14 protein-coding genes and 1 pseudogene are annotated in these 17,030 nt (G+C 72.2%); 10 read left to right on the top strand and 5 right to left on the bottom strand.

Annotated elements, in window-relative coordinates; translation table 11 throughout:
- Nucleotides 1-6: 6 nt before the first annotated feature.
- Nucleotides 7-867 (top strand): bifunctional DNA-formamidopyrimidine glycosylase/DNA-(apurinic or apyrimidinic site) lyase, encoded by an 861-nt coding sequence (gene mutM / locus ACH4F6_RS29845; RefSeq protein ID WP_397963482.1) that lies wholly within the window; start codon nucleotides 7-9, stop codon nucleotides 865-867.
- On the opposite strand, the gene ACH4F6_RS29840 is transcribed toward mutM, so the two are convergent.
- Nucleotides 840-1,241: a winged helix-turn-helix transcriptional regulator gene (locus ACH4F6_RS29840; RefSeq protein WP_397963481.1), complete on the bottom strand. Its 402-nt coding sequence runs from the start codon at nucleotides 1,239-1,241 to the stop codon at nucleotides 840-842. The genes mutM and ACH4F6_RS29840 overlap by 28 nt on opposite strands.
- A 136-nt stretch (nucleotides 1,242-1,377) precedes the next feature.
- On the opposite strand from ACH4F6_RS29840, the pseudogene ACH4F6_RS29835 reads away from it, so the two are divergent.
- Nucleotides 1,378-1,482: pseudogene (locus ACH4F6_RS29835) on the top strand (NADPH-dependent FMN reductase); the annotation flags it as partial.
- A gap of 58 nt (nucleotides 1,483-1,540) precedes the next feature.
- Here ACH4F6_RS29835 and ACH4F6_RS29830 read toward each other — a convergent pair.
- The 3 genes from ACH4F6_RS29830 to ACH4F6_RS29820 form a co-directional block, all read right to left on the bottom strand.
- Nucleotides 1,541-1,945: a hypothetical protein gene (locus ACH4F6_RS29830; protein WP_397963480.1), complete on the bottom strand. Its 405-nt coding sequence runs from the start codon at nucleotides 1,943-1,945 to the stop codon at nucleotides 1,541-1,543.
- Between the two features lie 143 nt (nucleotides 1,946-2,088).
- Nucleotides 2,089-2,598 carry a hypothetical protein gene (locus tag ACH4F6_RS29825; RefSeq protein WP_397963479.1) on the bottom strand — a complete coding sequence of 170 codons (510 nt, stop codon included), beginning with the start codon at nucleotides 2,596-2,598 and terminating at the stop codon, nucleotides 2,089-2,091.
- Nucleotides 2,599-2,888: 290 nt separating this feature from the next.
- The gene (locus ACH4F6_RS29820) at nucleotides 2,889-4,016 is read right to left on the bottom strand and encodes a CAP domain-containing protein (protein ID WP_397963478.1); all 1,128 of its coding nucleotides are present in this window, start codon (nucleotides 4,014-4,016) and stop codon (nucleotides 2,889-2,891) included.
- Nucleotides 4,017-4,268: 252 nt separating this feature from the next.
- On the opposite strand from ACH4F6_RS29820, the gene ACH4F6_RS29815 reads away from it, so the two are divergent.
- The 5 genes from ACH4F6_RS29815 (at nucleotide 4,269) to ftsY (ending at nucleotide 12,316) form a co-directional block, all read left to right on the top strand.
- Nucleotides 4,269-4,550: an acylphosphatase gene (locus tag ACH4F6_RS29815; RefSeq protein WP_397963477.1), complete on the top strand. Its 282-nt coding sequence runs from the start codon at nucleotides 4,269-4,271 to the stop codon at nucleotides 4,548-4,550.
- Between the two features lie 381 nt (nucleotides 4,551-4,931).
- Nucleotides 4,932-5,135, top strand: a complete 204-nt coding sequence (locus ACH4F6_RS29810) for a hypothetical protein (protein ID WP_058922942.1) — start codon at nucleotides 4,932-4,934, stop codon at nucleotides 5,133-5,135.
- Between the two features lie 260 nt (nucleotides 5,136-5,395).
- Nucleotides 5,396-9,121, top strand: coding sequence for an AAA family ATPase (locus ACH4F6_RS29805; protein WP_397963476.1), 3,726 nt, complete (start codon nucleotides 5,396-5,398; stop codon nucleotides 9,119-9,121).
- Nucleotides 9,122-9,331: 210 nt separating this feature from the next.
- The gene (locus tag ACH4F6_RS29800; RefSeq protein WP_397963475.1) at nucleotides 9,332-10,750 is read left to right on the top strand and encodes a sugar porter family MFS transporter; all 1,419 of its coding nucleotides are present in this window, start codon (nucleotides 9,332-9,334) and stop codon (nucleotides 10,748-10,750) included.
- Nucleotides 10,751-11,113: 363 nt separating this feature from the next.
- Nucleotides 11,114-12,316 (top strand): signal recognition particle-docking protein FtsY, encoded by a 1,203-nt coding sequence (ftsY, locus tag ACH4F6_RS29795; protein WP_397963474.1) that lies wholly within the window; start codon nucleotides 11,114-11,116, stop codon nucleotides 12,314-12,316.
- An 86-nt stretch (nucleotides 12,317-12,402) separates the two neighbouring features.
- On the opposite strand, the gene ACH4F6_RS29790 is transcribed toward ftsY, so the two are convergent.
- Nucleotides 12,403-13,065 carry a bifunctional DNA primase/polymerase gene (locus ACH4F6_RS29790; RefSeq protein ID WP_397963473.1) on the bottom strand — a complete coding sequence of 221 codons (663 nt, stop codon included), beginning with the start codon at nucleotides 13,063-13,065 and terminating at the stop codon, nucleotides 12,403-12,405.
- Between the two features lie 447 nt (nucleotides 13,066-13,512).
- Between ACH4F6_RS29790 and ACH4F6_RS29785 the strand changes: the two genes are divergently transcribed.
- The 3 genes from ACH4F6_RS29785 (at nucleotide 13,513) to ACH4F6_RS29775 (ending at nucleotide 17,009) form a co-directional block, all read left to right on the top strand.
- The gene (locus ACH4F6_RS29785; RefSeq protein ID WP_397963472.1) at nucleotides 13,513-15,006 is read left to right on the top strand and encodes a hypothetical protein; all 1,494 of its coding nucleotides are present in this window, start codon (nucleotides 13,513-13,515) and stop codon (nucleotides 15,004-15,006) included.
- A 324-nt stretch (nucleotides 15,007-15,330) separates the two neighbouring features.
- Nucleotides 15,331-16,674, top strand: coding sequence for an ammonium transporter (locus tag ACH4F6_RS29780; RefSeq protein ID WP_397963471.1), 1,344 nt, complete (start codon nucleotides 15,331-15,333; stop codon nucleotides 16,672-16,674).
- Nucleotides 16,671-17,009 (top strand): P-II family nitrogen regulator, encoded by a 339-nt coding sequence (locus ACH4F6_RS29775; protein WP_003997576.1) that lies wholly within the window; start codon nucleotides 16,671-16,673, stop codon nucleotides 17,007-17,009. The genes ACH4F6_RS29780 and ACH4F6_RS29775 overlap by 4 nt, the downstream gene beginning before the upstream one ends.
- The last annotated feature ends 21 nt before the right edge of the window (nucleotides 17,010-17,030 follow it).

Here is a 17,030-nt window from a genome sequence, read left to right as displayed (position 1 = left end):
GATTGCATGCCCGAGTTGCCCGAGGTCGAGGTCGTCCGCCGCGGCCTGGAACGGTGGGTCGCCCATCGCACGGTCGCCGAGGCCGAGGTGCTGCACCCGCGCGCCGTACGCCGTCACCTCGCCGGCTCCGACGACTTCGCGCACCGGCTCAAGGGCCACACCGTCGGTGTCCCGAGCCGCCGCGGCAAGTACCTCTGGCTGCCGCTGGAGGACACGGCCCAGGCGATCCTGGCCCATCTCGGCATGAGCGGTCAGCTCCTGGTGCAGCCGCAGGGGTCACCCGACGAGAAGCACCTGCGCATCCGCGTCCGCTTCGCCGACGCCCTCGCCACCGAGCTCCGTTTCGTCGACCAGCGCACCTTCGGCGGTCTGTCGCTGCACGACACCACCCCGGACGGCCTGCCCGACGTCATCGCGCACATCGCCCGCGACCCCCTCGACCCGCTCTTCGACGACGAGGCCTTCCACCGGGCGCTCCGGCGCAAGCGGACCACCATCAAGCGGGCCCTGCTCGACCAGTCGCTGATCAGCGGGGTCGGCAACATCTACGCGGACGAGGCCCTGTGGCGCTCCCGCATCCACTACGACCGTCCGACCGCGACCCTCACCCGGCCCCGCACGGCCGAACTCCTCGGCCACGTCCGGGACGTGATGAACGCGGCCCTGGCCGTCGGCGGCACCAGCTTCGACAGCCTGTACGTCAACGTCAACGGCGAGTCGGGCTACTTCGACCGGTCCCTGGACGCGTACGGGCGCGAGGGCCTGCCCTGCAAGCGCTGCGGCACGCCGATGCGCCGGCGCCCGTGGATGAACCGGTCCAGCTACTTCTGCCCGAGGTGTCAGAGGCCGCCGCGCGCCTCGTCGTAGCGCGTGCGTGCCGCGAGGACGTCGTCCATCCGGCCCTCCACCAGGCGGATCAGGCCCAGGAGCCGCTCCGCCACCTCATGGCCCAGCGGGGTCAGCTCGTAGTCCACGCGGGGCGGGTTGGTCGGCTGGGCCTCGCGGTGCACCAGACCGTCGCGCTCCAGCGCGTGCAGCGTCTGGGACAGCATCTTCTCGCTCACGCCGTCGACGCGGCGGCGCAGTTCGTTGAAGCGCAGGGAGCCCTCGTGCAGCGCTCCCAGCGTGAGCGTGCCCCAGCGTCCCGTGACGTGCTCCAGGGTGCCGCGCGAGGGGCAGACCTTGGCGAACACGTTGTACGGGAGGTCCTGCTCCGGGGTGCGTTCCTGAGTGCCGGTCATCCTCCCAGCCTACGCGAGCGCAGCGCTAACCGACAGGTTGCACTAACCAAAAGTTAGTGCCCTCCTTTGGTTACCGCCGCTGGGCCGCTCGTCCCGTTCGCGGCTCTCCTTTTCCCTGCTCTCGAGGAGTCCGCACGTGACGACCCCCGTTGTCTCCATCGCCTTCCACTCCGGACACGGCCACACCGCCGTCCTCGCGGAGGCCGTCCGCTCCGGCGCCGCCGGTGCCGGCGCCAGCGTCATGGTCGAGCGCTCTCCCACGGTCGACGACCACCTCCGGGTCCCCGTCCGCGCCGTGGTCACCTACCACCTCGCCTGAGCTCCGTGCCCCAGCAGCTCTCCGCCACCTTCACCACGTCGAGGACCACCGGGAAGCCGGTGATCCGCTGGTTCGGGTCCGGCTGGGAGCCGCAGATCTTCCACGCCGCCGGGTCGTCCACCGGACGGCCCTGTCCGCTCGCGTCCTCGAAGGTCAGGCCGAGCTCGGAGCCCATCCGCTCGTACGCGCGCCCGGCGTCGCCGCCGATGACGTCGGGCAGGGTGACGGCGACCGGCTCGGGGTCCGCCGAACGACGCGTCCCGGCCGACGGCGAGCCGGTCGCGGTGCCCGTCGGGCCGTCCGGCGCGGACGACGCGCTGCAGACGGCGACCGGGGCGGGCAGCGCGACGACGAGGACGGATCCGAGCAGCCTGGTGACGGTCATGGTTCCCCCGGAGCGAGGGCGGTCCGGAACGCTGTTCACGGTGAGACAGCGGCAGGCGCCGCTTCGTGGATCGACTCCGCACCGGTGGCCGTGCCCGGTCACGGCCCGGTCGGCACCGGTGGCCGTGCCCGGTCACGGCCCGGTCAGCACCAGGCGGTCCCGTCATGGCTGGCGGTGACTTCCAGGCCGAAGTCGTCGGCACTGTCCCCGAGATCGCCGGGGAACCACACCGCGAGATGGGCGGTGGTGCCCGCGACGGGCTTCTCGAAGCAGAGTGCCGAGGTGTCGACCGCGAGGCCGCCGGGTGCCGGGGACGGCGAGGAACTGGCACTCTCGAGCCGCCAGCCGTCCTTCGCGGCGGCCTCGCGGTAGAAGGCCAGCACGTCGGCCCGGGACGTCGTGAGCCGGTAGTACTGCCCGGCGTAGGCGAACCCGTCGTCCTCGTCGCATCCGGAGTGCCGCTCGTGCCGGGGCTGCGTCCGGCTCGGGTGCGCGTCGAGGATGGACAGGGACGCCAGGGTGGGGGCGAGCTCTTCGTCAGCCCTGGTGCAGCCGTAGAGCCCGCCCGACAACGCCCACACCCCTGTGGCCGCGATGACGGCCATGCCGCCCGCGACGACGAGGACCGGCACGGCCACCGCCTTCAGTTTCATGGCGCGGAGCGTAGTGCAACGGAGCCGACGGACGGGGCGTGCACGGCGCTGGGACGGGTCCGCGTTCCTCCGCTGACCGAGTTCGCGCGCGCCGTACCGACGCAGAAGGTCACGGAACCGGTCGCGTGCCGGGTCGGACGGGGGACCGTCGTGCCGCGCGGGCGCGCCGGGCGGTCCGCTGACCACCCTTCAGAGCGGCTTCACGCCGCGGACGCACACGCACCCGATGCCGTCGAGCGGGCCCCGGACCCGGCGCAGGAGGGTGCCCGGCCGTCCGGCCTGCGGTTGTCTCAGTACCCGAAGTCCTGCGTCCACCAGGGGCCGCCCTGCCCGAAGTGGACGCCCACGCCCAGGGTGGTGAAGTCGCAGTTCAGGATGTTCGCGCGGTGGCCGGGGCTGTTCATCCAGGCCTCCATCACCGAGGCCGCGTCCATCTGGCCGCGGGCGATGTTCTCGCCGCCGAGGCCGGAGACGCCGGCCTTCGTGGCACGGTCCCACGGGGTCGCGCCGTCGGGGTCGGTGTGGTCGAAGAAGCCCCGCGCGGCCATGTCCTCGCTGAACTCCTGGGCGAGGTCCGCCAGCGCACTGTTGGCGGACAGGGCGCTGCAGCCGACCTTGGCCCGCTCCTCGTTGACGAGTTTCAGGACCTCCGCGGCGGCCTGGGCCTCCACCGAGACCGTCACCGGGGCGTCGGTCCTCTCCGGCTCCTTCGTGGGCGTCGCCGACGGGGTCCTCTTCTGCTCCTTCGCCGGCGTGGTCCCCGGCTTCCCGGCGGTCGGCGTCGCGCTCGGCGCGGTCGTCGGAGCCGAGGGGGAGGGCGAGGCGGAGGCCGGGGCCGAGGGGGAGACCGACGGCGAGGCGGACCGGCCCGCGTCCCGGGCGCCCGAGGTGCTGCTGCCGCCGGTGTCGAGGGAGCCGGACGTGCCGCCCTGCCCGGAGGCCGAGTTGGTGGGCGAGTCGGCGGCCTGCACCTTGTCGCCGGCGCCGCCGCCGAGCCGGTAGGTGTCGAGGCCGGGCACCACGCCCGTAGCCACCGCGACCGTGCCGAGGGCGACCGCCGCCGACATCCCGAGCAGACCCGTCCTGACCGGGGTCACGGCCTTCTTCTTGCGGCGGCGACCCGCGCCGGGCCGGTGCGGGCCGTCGTCCGGCGAGAACCCCTCGGCCGGGAGGACGGCCGTGTCGCCGGACGTCCGGGCGTACGCGTCGTCCGTCGCGAACAGGTACTCCTGGCTCCGGGCCACCGAATCGGCGTACGCCTCCGGGTTCAGGTACGGGGCGATGCCCATCGCGGGCAGGTCGTCGGCGTACGCGTCCCGCCCGCCGTGCCCCGCCGTGTACGAGCCGTCGGTGCGGCCGGCACCCGTGGCGCGGCCCGTGGCGGCGCGGCCGGCGGCTGAGCGTCGGTGGCGTCCCATGTCCTGGCCTTCCTCGTCCGACTGGTCCGGGCGGGTCCCCGGGTCCGAGGGGACCCTCCGACCCGGGGGAGGTCCCTCGGTCCGGGCGGAGTCCCTGCGGCCGACCCGCGCCCTGTGACGCATGACTCCCAGTGGTCGACCTGACTCACTCGATCGAGTGAGTTTCAGATGAGATGCATTGGGTGGGGACGGTACCGCATGCCGCTCGGGGAGGAAGTGTCCCGAGAGACATTGCCTGGTTAGGTTGCACCCATGAGCGAGGATGCAAGGCTGATCGCCTGGGTGCGCGGGCAGGTCCAGGGCGTGGGTTTCCGCTGGTTCACGCGGGCGAAGGCGCTGGAGATCGGCGGTCTGAGTGGTTTTGCTCTCAATTTGGCCGACGGCCGGGTCCAGGTGGTCGCCGAGGGCTCCAGGAACGGCTGCGAGGGCCTGCTGGACTGGCTCCAGAGTGGCGACACGCCCGGGCGCGTGGACGGTGTCACAGAGATATGGGACACACCGCGCGGCGGCTACGAGGGCTTCGCGGTTCGCTGACGCCGTCGGCGCCGAACCGCCGCCCGGAAGCGGAGGGACATGCCACCGGCATCCGCCCGAAGCGGAAAGGGCCAGGTGGTTGCCAAGAACCGCTTGCGGTGGCAGGCTCCGCACGCAAGGATGATCGCCACGCCCCGAGGGCCCCGCAGGAGTCGCAGCGCCGCCGTTCACGGCCGCGCGCCCCGGGGTTGTCCGCCCGTACGGGGCGTGATCGTGTTGACCGTCAAACTTTTTGGTGAGACGCTGAAAGCACCCCGCGCACCTAGCTGTTTGGCATGGATGAACGGCAGCACGAACAAGATCCTGCCAAGCACCGCGGGTGCGAATCCCTCACGACCCACACCGCTTCGGTCGGTCACTCAGTGTGGAGGACCATCCATCATGGCAAAGGCGCTTCTCGGTTACGTCGGCGGCTCCGACCCGCGACTCCTCGCCGAGATGCGACGGCTCCAGCAGCGTGTCCAGGACCTGGAATCCGAGCTCGTTCGGATCCAGGCCGAGAACGACGCCCTGACGGCTGCCGCTTCTCACGACAGGATCATGGAGAGCATCGACGCACACCAGGCGGAGCCTGCGCTCACCTGATCGCTGCACCGCTGCACCACAGCGCACGCAGTGGTTGGGCGACTTTTCTCAACCGCGTCGGACCGCTCAGTGTCAGAAGTTGCAAGGGACGCTTCGGCGTCCCTTCTCTCTGTCCCCGCCGGCCTCGCCCTTTCGGCCCCGCCTTTTCTTTCCCCCGCGCATCCTTTCAGCTTCTTTAACGAGTGGTGTGCCCTGCGCGTTCAAGGGTGAAACCGCGGGTTCATGGAGTGAGACATTCCCGGAAGGTAAAGTCCAGCTGCGTGCACCTCAAGGCCCTGACCCTCCGCGGCTTCAAGTCGTTCGCCTCGGCCACCACACTCCGGTTCGAGCCGGGCATCACGTGTGTCGTCGGGCCGAACGGCTCGGGCAAGTCCAACGTCGTGGACGCGCTCAGCTGGGTCATGGGCGAGCAGGGCGCCAAGTCGCTGCGCGGCGGCAAGATGGAGGACGTCATCTTCGCCGGCACCACCGGCCGCCCCCCGCTGGGCCGCGCCGAGGTGTCCCTGACCATCGACAACTCCGACGGCGCCCTGCCCATCGAGTACGCCGAGGTCACCATCACGCGGATCATGTTCCGCAACGGCGGCAGCGAGTACCAGATCAACGGTGACACCTGCCGGCTCCTCGACATCCAGGACCTGCTCTCCGACTCCGGCATCGGCCGCGAAATGCACGTCATCGTCGGACAGGGCCAGCTCGACTCCGTCCTGCACGCCGACCCGATGGGCCGCCGCGCCTTCATCGAGGAGGCCGCGGGCGTCCTCAAGCACCGCAAGCGCAAGGAGAAGGCGCTCAGAAAACTGGACGCGATGCAGGCCAACCTCGCGCGCGTGCAGGATCTGACCGACGAACTGCGGCGCCAGCTCAAGCCGCTCGGCCGGCAGGCGGCGGTCGCACGCCGGGCCGCCGTCATCCAGGCCGATCTGCGCGACGCCCGCCTCCGCCTCCTCGCCGACGATCTCGTGCGGCTGCGGGAGGCCCTCCAGACGGAGGTCGCCGACGAGGCCGCGCTGAAGGAGCGCAAGGAGGCGGCCGAGCGGGAACTGCGCACGGCCCTCCAGCGGGAGGCGCTCCTGGAGGACGAGGTGCGCCGGCTCACGCCCCGCCTCCAGCGCGCCCAGCAGACCTGGTACGAGCTGTCCCAGCTCGCCGAACGCGTCCGCGGCACCGTCTCGCTGGCCGACGCCCGCGTGAAGAGCGCCACCTCCGCGCCCCCCGAGGAGCGGCGCGGTCGCGACCCCGAGGACATGGAGCGCGAGGCCGCCCGCGTCCGCGAGCAGGAGGCCGAGCTGGAGGCCGCCCTCGAAGCGGCGCAGCGGGCGCTCGACGACACCGTCGCCCACCGCGCCGACCTGGAGCGGGAGCTGGCCGTCGAGGAACGGCGCCTGAAGGACGCGGCCCGCGCCATCGCCGACCGCCGCGAGGGCCTCGCCCGGCTGCACGGCCAGGTCAACGCGGCCCGCTCGCGCGCCGCCTCCGCCCAGGCCGAGATCGACCGCCTGGCCGCCGCCCGGGACGAGGCCCGGGAACGGGCCGCGGCCGCGCAGGAGGAGTACGAGGCCCTGAAGGCGGAGGTCGACGGCCTCGACGCGGGCGACGCGGAACTCGCCGAGCGGCACGAGGCGGCGAAGCGGCAGCTCGCCGAGGCGGAGACGGCGCTGGGCGCGGCCCGTGAGGCGGCCACCGTGGCCGAGCGCGAGCGCGCCGCGACCCGGGCCCGCCACGAGGCCCTCGCCCTGGGCCTGCGCCGCAAGGACGGCACGGGCGCGCTGCTCGGCGCGCAGGACCGCCTGACCGGTCTGCTCGGCCCGGCCGCGGAGCTCCTCACCCTCACCCCCGGCTACGAGGTCCCCCTGGCCGCCGCTTTCGGCGCCGCCGCGGACGCCCTCGCCGTGACCACCCCGTCCGCGGCCGCCGACGCCATCCGCCTGCTGCGCAAGCAGGACGCGGGACGCGCGGCCCTCCTGCTGGCGGGAGCTCCCGGGGAACCGTCGCCCGCGGGGGAGAGCGACTCCGCGACCGGGGCCGGGGGAGGGGACGCGTCCGGACGGGCCGGCGGCTTCGGCGGACCCGGCCGGCAGACCGCGCCCGACGGCGGACCGCCGGCACCGGCCCCCGGCACGGCCACGGCCGCCGACGCACCCGCGGCCGGCACGAGCGTCACCGCGCCCACGGCCGCCGCCGGTCCCCCCTGCGCCGCCGACCTCGTACGTGCCCCCGCCGAGCTCATGCCCGCCGTACGGCGGCTGCTGCGCGGGATCGTCGTCGTCGGCACCCTGGAGGACGCCGAGGACCTCGTCCAGGCCCGGCCCGACCTCACCGCGGTGACGGCCGAAGGCGACCTGCTCGGGGCGCACTTCGCGCACGGCGGGTCCGCCGGGGCGCCGAGCCTGCTCGAGGTGCAGGCGTCGGTGGACGAGGCCGCCGCCGAGCTGGCGGAGCTGGCGGTGCGGTGCGAGGAACTGACCGGGGCCCAGCAGGCGGCGGGGGAGCGGCGCGGGGAGTGCGCCGGGCTCGTCGAGGAGCTCGGCGAGCGGCGGCGGACGGCGGAGCGGGAGAAGTCGGCCGTCGCCCAGCAGCTCGGACGCCTCGCCGGACAGGCCCGCGGCGCCGCCGGGGAGGCCGAGCGGTCGGCCGCCGCGGCCGCCCGCGCGCAGGAGGCGCTCGACAAGGCCGTCCAGGAGGCCGAGGAACTGGCGGAGAGGCTGGCCGTCGCCGAGGAGATGCCGGTCCAGGAGGAGCCCGACACCTCCGTACGGGACCGGCTCGCCGCCGACGGGGCCAACGCGCGGCAGACCGAGATGGAGGCACGGCTCCAGGTCCGCACGCACGAGGAACGGGTCAAGGGACTGGCCGGACGGGCCGACTCGCTGGACCGGGCCGCCCGCGCGGAACGCGAGGCACGCGCGCGTGCCGAGCAGCGGCGGGCACGGCTGCGGCACGAGGCCGCCGTCGCGGAGGCCGTCGCCTCCGGCGCGCGGCAGCTGCTCGCCCACGTCGAGGTGTCGCTCCGGCGGGCGGACGCCGAGCGCGTCGCCGCCGAGGCCGCCAAGGCCCGTCGTGAGCGGGAACTGGCCGCCGCCCGCACCACCGGGCGCGAACTCAAGGCCGAACTCGACAAGTTGACGGATTCAGTTCACCGGGGCGAGGTACTCGGCGCCGAGAAGCGGCTGCGGATCGAGCAGCTGGAGACCAAGGCGCTGGAGGAACTGGGTGTCGAACCGGCGGGACTGGTGTCCGAGTACGGACCGCACCGACCGGTGCCGCCCTCGCCCCCCGCCGAGGGCGAGGAGCTGCCGGAGGACCCCGAGCACCCGCGCAACCGGCCGAGGCCCTTCGTGCGGGCCGAGCAGGAGAAGCGGCTGAGGGCGGCGGAACGCGCCTACCAGCAGCTCGGCAAGGTGAACCCGCTCGCCCTGGAGGAGTTCGCCGCGCTGGAGGAACGCCACCAGTTCCTCAGCGAGCAGCTGGAGGACCTGAAGAAGACGCGCGCCGACCTGTTGCAGGTGGTGAAGGAGGTCGACGAGCGCGTCGAGCAGGTCTTCACCGAGGCGTTCCGGGACACCGCCCGCGAGTTCGAGGGCGTGTTCAGCCGGCTGTTCCCCGGCGGGGAGGGGCGGCTGATCCTGACCGACCCCGACCACATGCTTACCACGGGCGTCGAGGTGGAGGCCCGGCCGCCGGGCAAGAAGGTCAAGCGGCTCAGCCTGCTCTCGGGCGGCGAGCGGTCGCTGACCGCCGTCGCGATGCTGGTGTCGATCTTCAAGGCGCGCCCCAGCCCGTTCTACGTCATGGACGAGGTCGAGGCCGCCCTCGACGACACCAACCTGCAGCGCCTCATCCGCATCATGCAGGAGCTCCAGGAGTCCTCGCAGCTGATCGTGATCACGCACCAGAAGCGCACGATGGAGGTCGCCGACGCGCTCTACGGCGTCTCCATGCAGGGCGACGGCGTGTCGAAGGTGATCTCGCAGCGGCTTCGCTAGCGGGCCCGTCTTCCCGCTCTCGACGCCTTCAACCCTTCAAAACTTGAACACGATGCCTTCACCCGTGCCGTGTATCTCACACACGACCCGGTATTGACTTCGAAACTTGAAGGCATAGTCTCGGCTTCGTTGTTTTTACCTTCAGGTACCACTCACCTCGAAGGGCAGACCCCCACATCGGCGGCGTTGCCGGTGGCCCGAGGAGTTCACGTGACCAGCACAGCGCAGGCACCCACATCAGGAGCCGGGACGGCTCACCCCGATCATCTCGGGCACGTCATCTTCATCGCCGCGGCGGCCGCGATGGGCGGCTTCCTCTTCGGCTACGACAGCTCCGTGATCAACGGCGCCGTCGAGGCGATCCGCGACCGCTACGACATCGGCTCCGCGGCCCTCGCCCAGGTCATCGCCATCGCCCTGATCGGCTGCGCCGTCGGCGCCGCGACCGCCGGCCGCATAGCCGACCGCATCGGCCGCATCCGGTGCATGCAGATCGCCGCCGTCCTCTTCACCATCAGCGCCGTCGGCTCGGCGCTGCCCTTCTCGCTGTGGGACCTCGCCTTCTGGCGCGTCGTCGGCGGCTTCGCCATCGGCATGGCCTCGGTCATCGGCCCGGCCTACATCGCCGAGGTCGCCCCGCCCGCCTACCGCGGCCGTCTCGGCTCCTTCCAGCAGGCCGCGATCGTCGTCGGCATCGCGGTGTCGCAGCTGGTCAACTGGGGCCTGCTGAACGCCGCCGACGGCGATCAGCGCGGTGAGCTGATGGGCCTGGAGGCCTGGCAGGTCATGCTGGGCGTCATGGTCGTCCCGGCCGTCCTCTACGGCCTGCTGTCCTTCGCGATCCCCGAGTCCCCGCGCTTCCTGATCTCCGTCGGCCGCCACGAGCGGGCCCGCGAGATCCTCACCGAGGTCGAGGGCAAGGACCTCGACCTCGACGCCCGGGTGGCCGAGATCGAGGCCGGCATGCGCAGCGAGCACAAGTCGACCTTCAAGGACCTGCTCGGCGGCTCCTTCTTCTTCAAGCCGATCGTCTGGATCGGTATCGGCCTGTCGGTCTTCCAGCAGTTCGTCGGCATCAACGTCGCGTTCTACTACTCCTCGACGCTGTGGCAGTCGGTCGGCGTCGACCCGTCGGACTCGTTCTTCTACTCCTTCACGACGTCGATCATCAACATCGTCGGCACCGTGATCGCGATGATCTTCGTGGACCGCATCGGCCGCAAGCCGCTGGCCCTCATCGGCTCCGTCGGCATGGTGATCGGCCTCGCGCTGGAGGCCTGGGCGTTCTCCTTCGACCTGGTCGACGGCAAGCTGCCCGCCACCCAGGGCTGGATCGCCCTGATCGCCGCCCACGTGTTCGTCCTCTTCTTCGCCCTGTCCTGGGGCGTGGTCGTCTGGGTCTTCCTCGGCGAGATGTTCCCGAACAAGATCCGCGCCGCCGCTCTCGGCGTCGCCGCCTCGGCGCAGTGGATCGCCAACTGGGCCATCACCGCGAGCTTCCCGTCGCTGGCCGACTGGAACCTCTCCGTGACCTACGTGATCTACACGGTCTTCGCCGCGCTCTCCATCCCGTTCGTCCTCAAGTACGTCAAGGAGACGAAGGGCAAGGCGCTGGAGGAGATGGGCTGACCGTCCCCCCGCGTACCCGGGGAGAGGGTCGACATCCCCGCTGCCCCTCTCCTCGCACCCCGCCGCCCCCGGTCCGGTCACACTCCGGACCGGGGGCGGCGGTCACGTTCCCCCGGACCGGCGCCGGCTCCCGCCGGGGCGCCGGTCGCGCACGCGCACTCCTGCGGCCGCCCCCAGGACGCGTCCCGGGGGAGAGGTACCACCCGGCCGAGGCCGCGGTTCCGGGCGAGGGCCGCCCCGTACGGGAGCGGGCCGGCCGACCGGGCCTCACCGGGGCCGATCCACGGACCGGCTTTCCGTCCGGAGACACCCGCTCCGAGGAGCAGGGCCCCGCCCCGGGGAGGGATGGATACTGGACGCGTTATGGAAACCGTCATCCTTGCTGTAGTCATCGCCGTGGTCGTGCTCGCGGTGCTCGGCGGGCTCGTCGTCGGCAGCCGGCGGAAGAAGCCGCTGCCCCCGCCGCCCCCCGCAGCGCCCGACATCACCGCTCCTCCGGCCGAGCCGCACGTCGGCGACGAGGCCGAGACGCCGCGCGACGAACCGCGCCGCGTGATCGAGGAGGTGGACCTCCCGGGCGGCGGCGCAGCCGCCACCGTCGAGGAACCGCCGGTCGTCGAGGCTCCCGCCATCGAGATCCCGGAGCCCACCGCGGGGCGTCTCGTCCGCCTCCGCGCCCGTCTCTCCCGCTCCCAGAACGCCCTCGGCAAGGGACTGCTCACGCTGCTGTCGCGCGAGCACCTGGACGAGGACACCTGGGAGGAGATCGAGGACACCCTCCTCACCGCCGACGTCGGCGTCCTGCCCACCCAGGAACTGGTCGAACGACTGCGCGAGCGGGTCCGGGTGCTCGGCACCCGCACCCCCGAGGAGCTGCGCGGCCTGCTGCGCGAGGAACTGCTCCAGCTGGTCGGCACCGACTTCGACCGCACCGTGAAGACCGAGCCCGAGGGCCGCAAGCCCGGCATCGTGATGGTCGTCGGCGTCAACGGCACCGGCAAGACCACCACCACCGGCAAGCTCGCCCGTGTCCTGGTGGCCGACGGCCGTACGGTCGTCCTGGGCGCCGCCGACACCTTCCGGGCCGCCGCCGCGGACCAGCTGCAGACCTGGGGGGAGCGCGTCGGCGCCCACACCGTGCGCGGCCCGGAGGCCGGCGACCCCGCGTCCGTCGCCTTCGACGCCGTCAAGGAGGGCAAGGAGATGGGGACCGACGTGGTCCTCATCGACACCGCCGGCCGTCTGCACACCAAGACCGGGCTCATGGACGAGCTCGGCAAGGTCAAGCGGGTCGTCGAGAAGCACGCCCCGCTCGACGAGGTGCTGCTCGTCCTCGACGCCACCACCGGCCAGAACGGCCTCGTCCAGGCCCGGGTCTTCGCCGAGGTCGTCGACATCACCGGCATCGTGCTGACCAAGCTCGACGGCACGGCCAAGGGCGGCATCGTCGTCGCGGTCCAGCGCGAGCTGGGCGTGCCGGTCAAGCTGGTCGGGCTCGGTGAGGGCGCGGACGACCTGGCGCCGTTCGAGCCGGAGGCGTTCGTCGACGCCCTGATCGGGGACTGAACCCCGCTCCCGCCGGCGCGTGACGAGAAGCGCCCGCCCCCGAGGTGCAGCCGGGGACGGGCGCTTCGTCGTGCGGGCCGGTCGGCTCAGGACGGGGTCCGGGACCTGTGGGCCACGTACGCCAGCGTCCCCAGCAGCAGCCGGGCGGCCGGCGGGCGGGTCGCCGAGTCCAGGGCGGGCGGGCGCAGCCAGCGCACCGGTCCCAGGCCGCCCCGGTCGGAGGGCGGTGCCGTGACGTACGTGCCCGGGCCCAGGCCGCGCAGCCCCAGGGCCGACGGGTCGTCCCAGCCCATGCGGTAGAGCAGGCCGCCGAGGCCGGCGGCGGCGCCGGGGGCGACGAGGAACTGCGCGCGGCCCTCGGGGGTGGCGATCACCGGTCCGAGCGGAAGCCCCATGCGTTCCAGCCGGAGCAGGGCGCGGTGCCCGGCCGGCTCGGCCATCTCGATCACGTCGAAGGCGCGCCCGACCGGCAGCATCACCGTGGCCCCCGGGAACTCGGCCCAGGCGCCGGCCACGTCGTCGAGCGTGGCGCCGGCCGGGACGAGGGGCGCGAACTCCAGGGGGTGGGCGCCCGGTGCGCGGCAGTCACCGCGCCCGCACGAGCAGACGCCCGCCACGGCGCGCGCGCCCGGCACCACGTCCCAGCCCCACAGGCCGGTGAACTCGGCGACGGCGGTGCACTCGGACGAGCGACCGCGCCTGCGCGCGCCGGAGCGGATCTCGCGAATGCCGCCGATCGTGAAGCCCATGCCCCCTCCAACGGGTCCGACGCACCGGTGGTTACGTTGCGGACGCACACCGTGACTCTGCGTATTGTCGCCTTCCCGTCGCCGCCTGATCCAGGCGGCGCGTGGAGGCGTCGCGGGTGGTGCGGCCGGTTGTGCGCGCTCCGGCGTGCACCTCTCCGCCCACTCGTGGCCGTCCTGTGTCAAGTGAATCGCGGACCGGTCGTCGTGAGTTCATTCGAAGGGGTGGCGAATGGTGGCGATTCCGCAACCGCCATGGCCGGAAGCGTGATCGTGGGATTACGTTGAGTGTGCGAGACCCGGGGCACATGCCTCCGCGGGTATGCCGGAGGCAAGTCGGCTTTCCGTGCGAAGGGTGACAAGCGTCGGACGGCGGGCGGTGTTGACCGGCATTCTGATAGGGCTTGGCGCACTCGAGTGACAAGTGGTCTCAGGGATGGGGGCGTTCCAGTGAGCGGCAACGGCGGAAGCGGGACGGGTGCGGGAAGCGCGGCGCACGCCGACAAGCGCCCCAACGAACTGCTCGGCTCCTGGTTCGTGCGCAGCGGCTGGTCCAAGGGCGAGCTGGCCCGCCAGGTCAACCGCCGCGCCCGCCGGCTGGGCGCCCACCACATCTCCACGGACACCTCGCGCGTGCGCCGCTGGCTGGACGGCGAGAACCCCCGCGAACCCATCCCCCGCATCCTGTCCGAGCTGTTCTCCGAGCGGTTCGGCTGTGTCGTCTCCGTCGAGGACCTCGGTCTGCGCACCACGCGGCAGACACCCGCCGCGACCGGCGTCGACCTCCCCTGGACGGGTCCGCAGACGGTGGCCCAGCTCAGCGAGTTCTCGCGCAGCGACCTCATGCTGGCGCGGCGCGGCTTCCTCGGGACCTCGCTGTCCCTGTCCGCGGGCCCGTCCCTCATCGAGCCCATGCAGCGCTGGCTCGTCCCCTCGCCGCCGGCTCCGCAGGAGGACGCCTCGTCCGTCCCCACCAGCCGCGCCCGCGGCCGGCTCTCCCGGCCCGAGCTGGACCTGCTGGAGTCCACCACCGTGATGTTCCGGCAGTGGGACGCCCAGTGCGGCGGCGGTCTGCGCCGCAAGGCGGTGGTCGGACAGCTGCACGAGGTGACGGACCTCCTCCAGGAACCCCAGCCCGAGGCGACCGCGCGCAAGCTCTTCAAGGTCGCCGCCGAGCTGGCCGAGCTGGCCGGCTGGATGTCGTACGACGTGGGGCTCCAGCCGACCGCGCAGAAGTACTTCGTCCTCGCCCTGCACGCGGCCAAGGAGGCCGGGGACCGCCCCCTCGGCTCGTACGTCCTGTCCAGCATGAGCCGCCAGATGATCCACCTCGGGCGGCCCGACGACGCCCTGGAGCTGATCCACCTGGCCCAGTACGGCAGCCGTGACAGCGCGAGCCCGCGCACCCAGTCCATGCTGTATGCGATGGAGGCCCGCGCCTACGCCAACATGGGCCAGCCCGGCCGGTGCAAGCGGGCGGTCCGGATGGCCGAGGACATCTTCGCCGAGGCGGAGGAGTGGGACGAGCCCGACCCCGACTGGATCCGCTTCTTCTCCGAGGCCGAGCTGCACGGCGAGAACTCCCACTCGTTCCGCGACCTGGCCTACGTGGCCGGCCGCAGCCCCACCTACGCCTCGCTGGCCGAGCCGCTGATGCGCAAGGCCGTCGACCTGTTCGCCGAGGACGCCGACCACCAGCGCTCCTACGTGCTGAACCTGATCGGCCTGGCCACCGTCCACCTGCTGCGGCGCGAGCCCGAACAGAGCACGGTCCTCGCCGCGCGGGCGATGAAGGAAGCCAAGAAGGTCCGCTCCGAGCGCGTCAACACCCGTATCCGGAAGACGGTCGACACCGCCGTCCGTGACTTCGGGGACCTCAGCGAGGTCGTCGACCTCACCGACCGGCTCGCCGTCGAACTGCCGGAGACCGCGGAAGCGGTCTGAGACCCGGCGGCACCCCGGAACCCCGGCCGCGGCCGGCCCTCCCGAACTGCCCGACTCGGCTCCCCCATGCCAGGTCATTCGGAAGGCCGACCGCGGCCGGTTTTCATCCTCCGGTGAAGGTTGCGCCACGATAACGATCGGCGCGGGCGACATCCGCCGGTTCATCGACGCGTAACACGCATGGCGCCTTCGTCACGGCGGCGAAACAACGAGGGGCTTCCACCGAAACGGCGCTGCGCCAATCTCATGGCGCATAACCGGCCCACCCCTCAATCCGCTCTGGCTTCGCCCGCACGGGGCCGTACCAACGACGAGGAGACGCCGATGGCACCAGCCATCACGCTTGCGGCGGACGCACCCACGCTGTCGTCCGCGAACACAGGCTTCATGCTCATCTGTTCCGCCCTGGTGATGCTCATGACACCCGGCCTGGCCTTCTTCTACGGAGGCATGGTCCGCGTCAAGAGCACCCTCAACATGCTGATGATGAGCTTCATCAGCTTGGGCATCGTCACGATTCTGTGGGTGCTGTACGGCTTCTCCCTCGCCTTCGGTACGGACTCCGGCAGCCTCATCGGGTGGAACTCCGACTGGGTCGGCCTCAGCGACATCGGCCTGACCGAGCTGTGGGACGGCTACACGATCCCGGTCTTCGTGTTCCTGGTCTTCCAGCTGATGTTCGCCGTCCTCACGCCCGCGCTGATCAGCGGAGCGCTCGCGGACCGCGTGAAGTTCAGCGCCTGGGCGCTGTTCATCACGCTGTGGGCCACGATCGTCTACTTCCCGGTCGCCCACTGGGTCTGGGGCGCCGGCGGCTGGGCCTTCGAACTCGGCGTCATCGACTTCGCCGGCGGCACGGCCGTCCACATCAACGCCGGTGCCGCGGCCCTCGGCGTGATCCTGGTCATCGGCAAGCGCGTCGGCTTCAAGAAGGACCCGATGCGCCCGCACAGCCTCCCGCTGGTCATGCTCGGCGCCGGTCTGCTGTGGTTCGGCTGGTTCGGCTTCAACGCCGGTTCGTGGCTCGGCAACGACGACGGCGTCGGCGCGCTGATGTTCGTCAACACGCAGGTCGCCACCGCCGCCGCCGTCCTCGGCTGGCTCGCCTACGAGAAGATCCGCCACGGCGCGTTCACCACGCTGGGCGCCGCCTCCGGCGCGGTCTCCGGTCTGGTCGCCATCACCCCGGCCGGCGGCGCGGTCTCCCCGCTCGGCGCGATCGCCGTCGGCGCCATCGCCGGTGTGCTGTGCGCCATGGCCGTCGGCCTGAAGTACAGGTTCGGCTACGACGACTCCCTCGACGTCGTCGGCGTCCACCTCGTCGGCGGCATCCTCGGCTCGCTCCTCATCGGCTTCTTCGCCACCGGCAAGGGCCAGTCCGACGTCGCGGGCCTCTTCTACGGCGGCGGCCTGGACCAGCTCTGGAAGCAGTGCGCCGGCGTCTTCGCGGTCCTCGCCTACTCGCTGGTCGTCTCGGCGGTCCTCGCCTTCCTCCTCGACAGGACGATCGGGATGCGGGTCTCCGAGGACGAGGAGGTCGCCGGCATCGACCAGGCCGAGCACGCCGAGACCGCATACGACTTCAGCGGCGCCGGTGGCGGTGCCGCCCGCACCACGGCCGTTCCGGTCCCGGTGGCCGGGACCGCGAGCAAGAAGGTGGACGCATGAAGCTCATCACCGCCGTCGTGAAGCCGCACCGGCTCGACGAGATCAAGGAGGCCCTCCAGGCCTTCGGCGTCCACGGCCTGACGGTCACGGAGGCCAGCGGCTACGGTCGTCAGCGGGGCCACACCGAGGTCTACCGCGGCGCCGAGTACACGGTCGACCTGGTCCCCAAGATCCGCATCGAGGTACTGGCCGAGGACGACGACGCCGAGCAGCTGATCGACGTCATCGTCAAGGCGGCCCGCACCGGCAAGATCGGTGACGGCAAGGTCTGGTCCCTCCCGGTCGAGACCGCCGTACGGGTCCGCACCGGCGAGCGCGGTCCGGACGCGCTCTGACCGCACGACAGAACGGGAGTC

The sequence above is a fragment of the Streptomyces sp. NPDC017936 genome, assembly GCF_044328485.1.
In the GTDB taxonomy this organism is placed as follows: domain Bacteria; phylum Actinomycetota; class Actinomycetes; order Streptomycetales; family Streptomycetaceae; genus Streptomyces.
The sequence above is the reverse complement of the archived record's forward strand: the minus strand, read 5'-3'. Positions and strand labels throughout refer to the sequence as shown.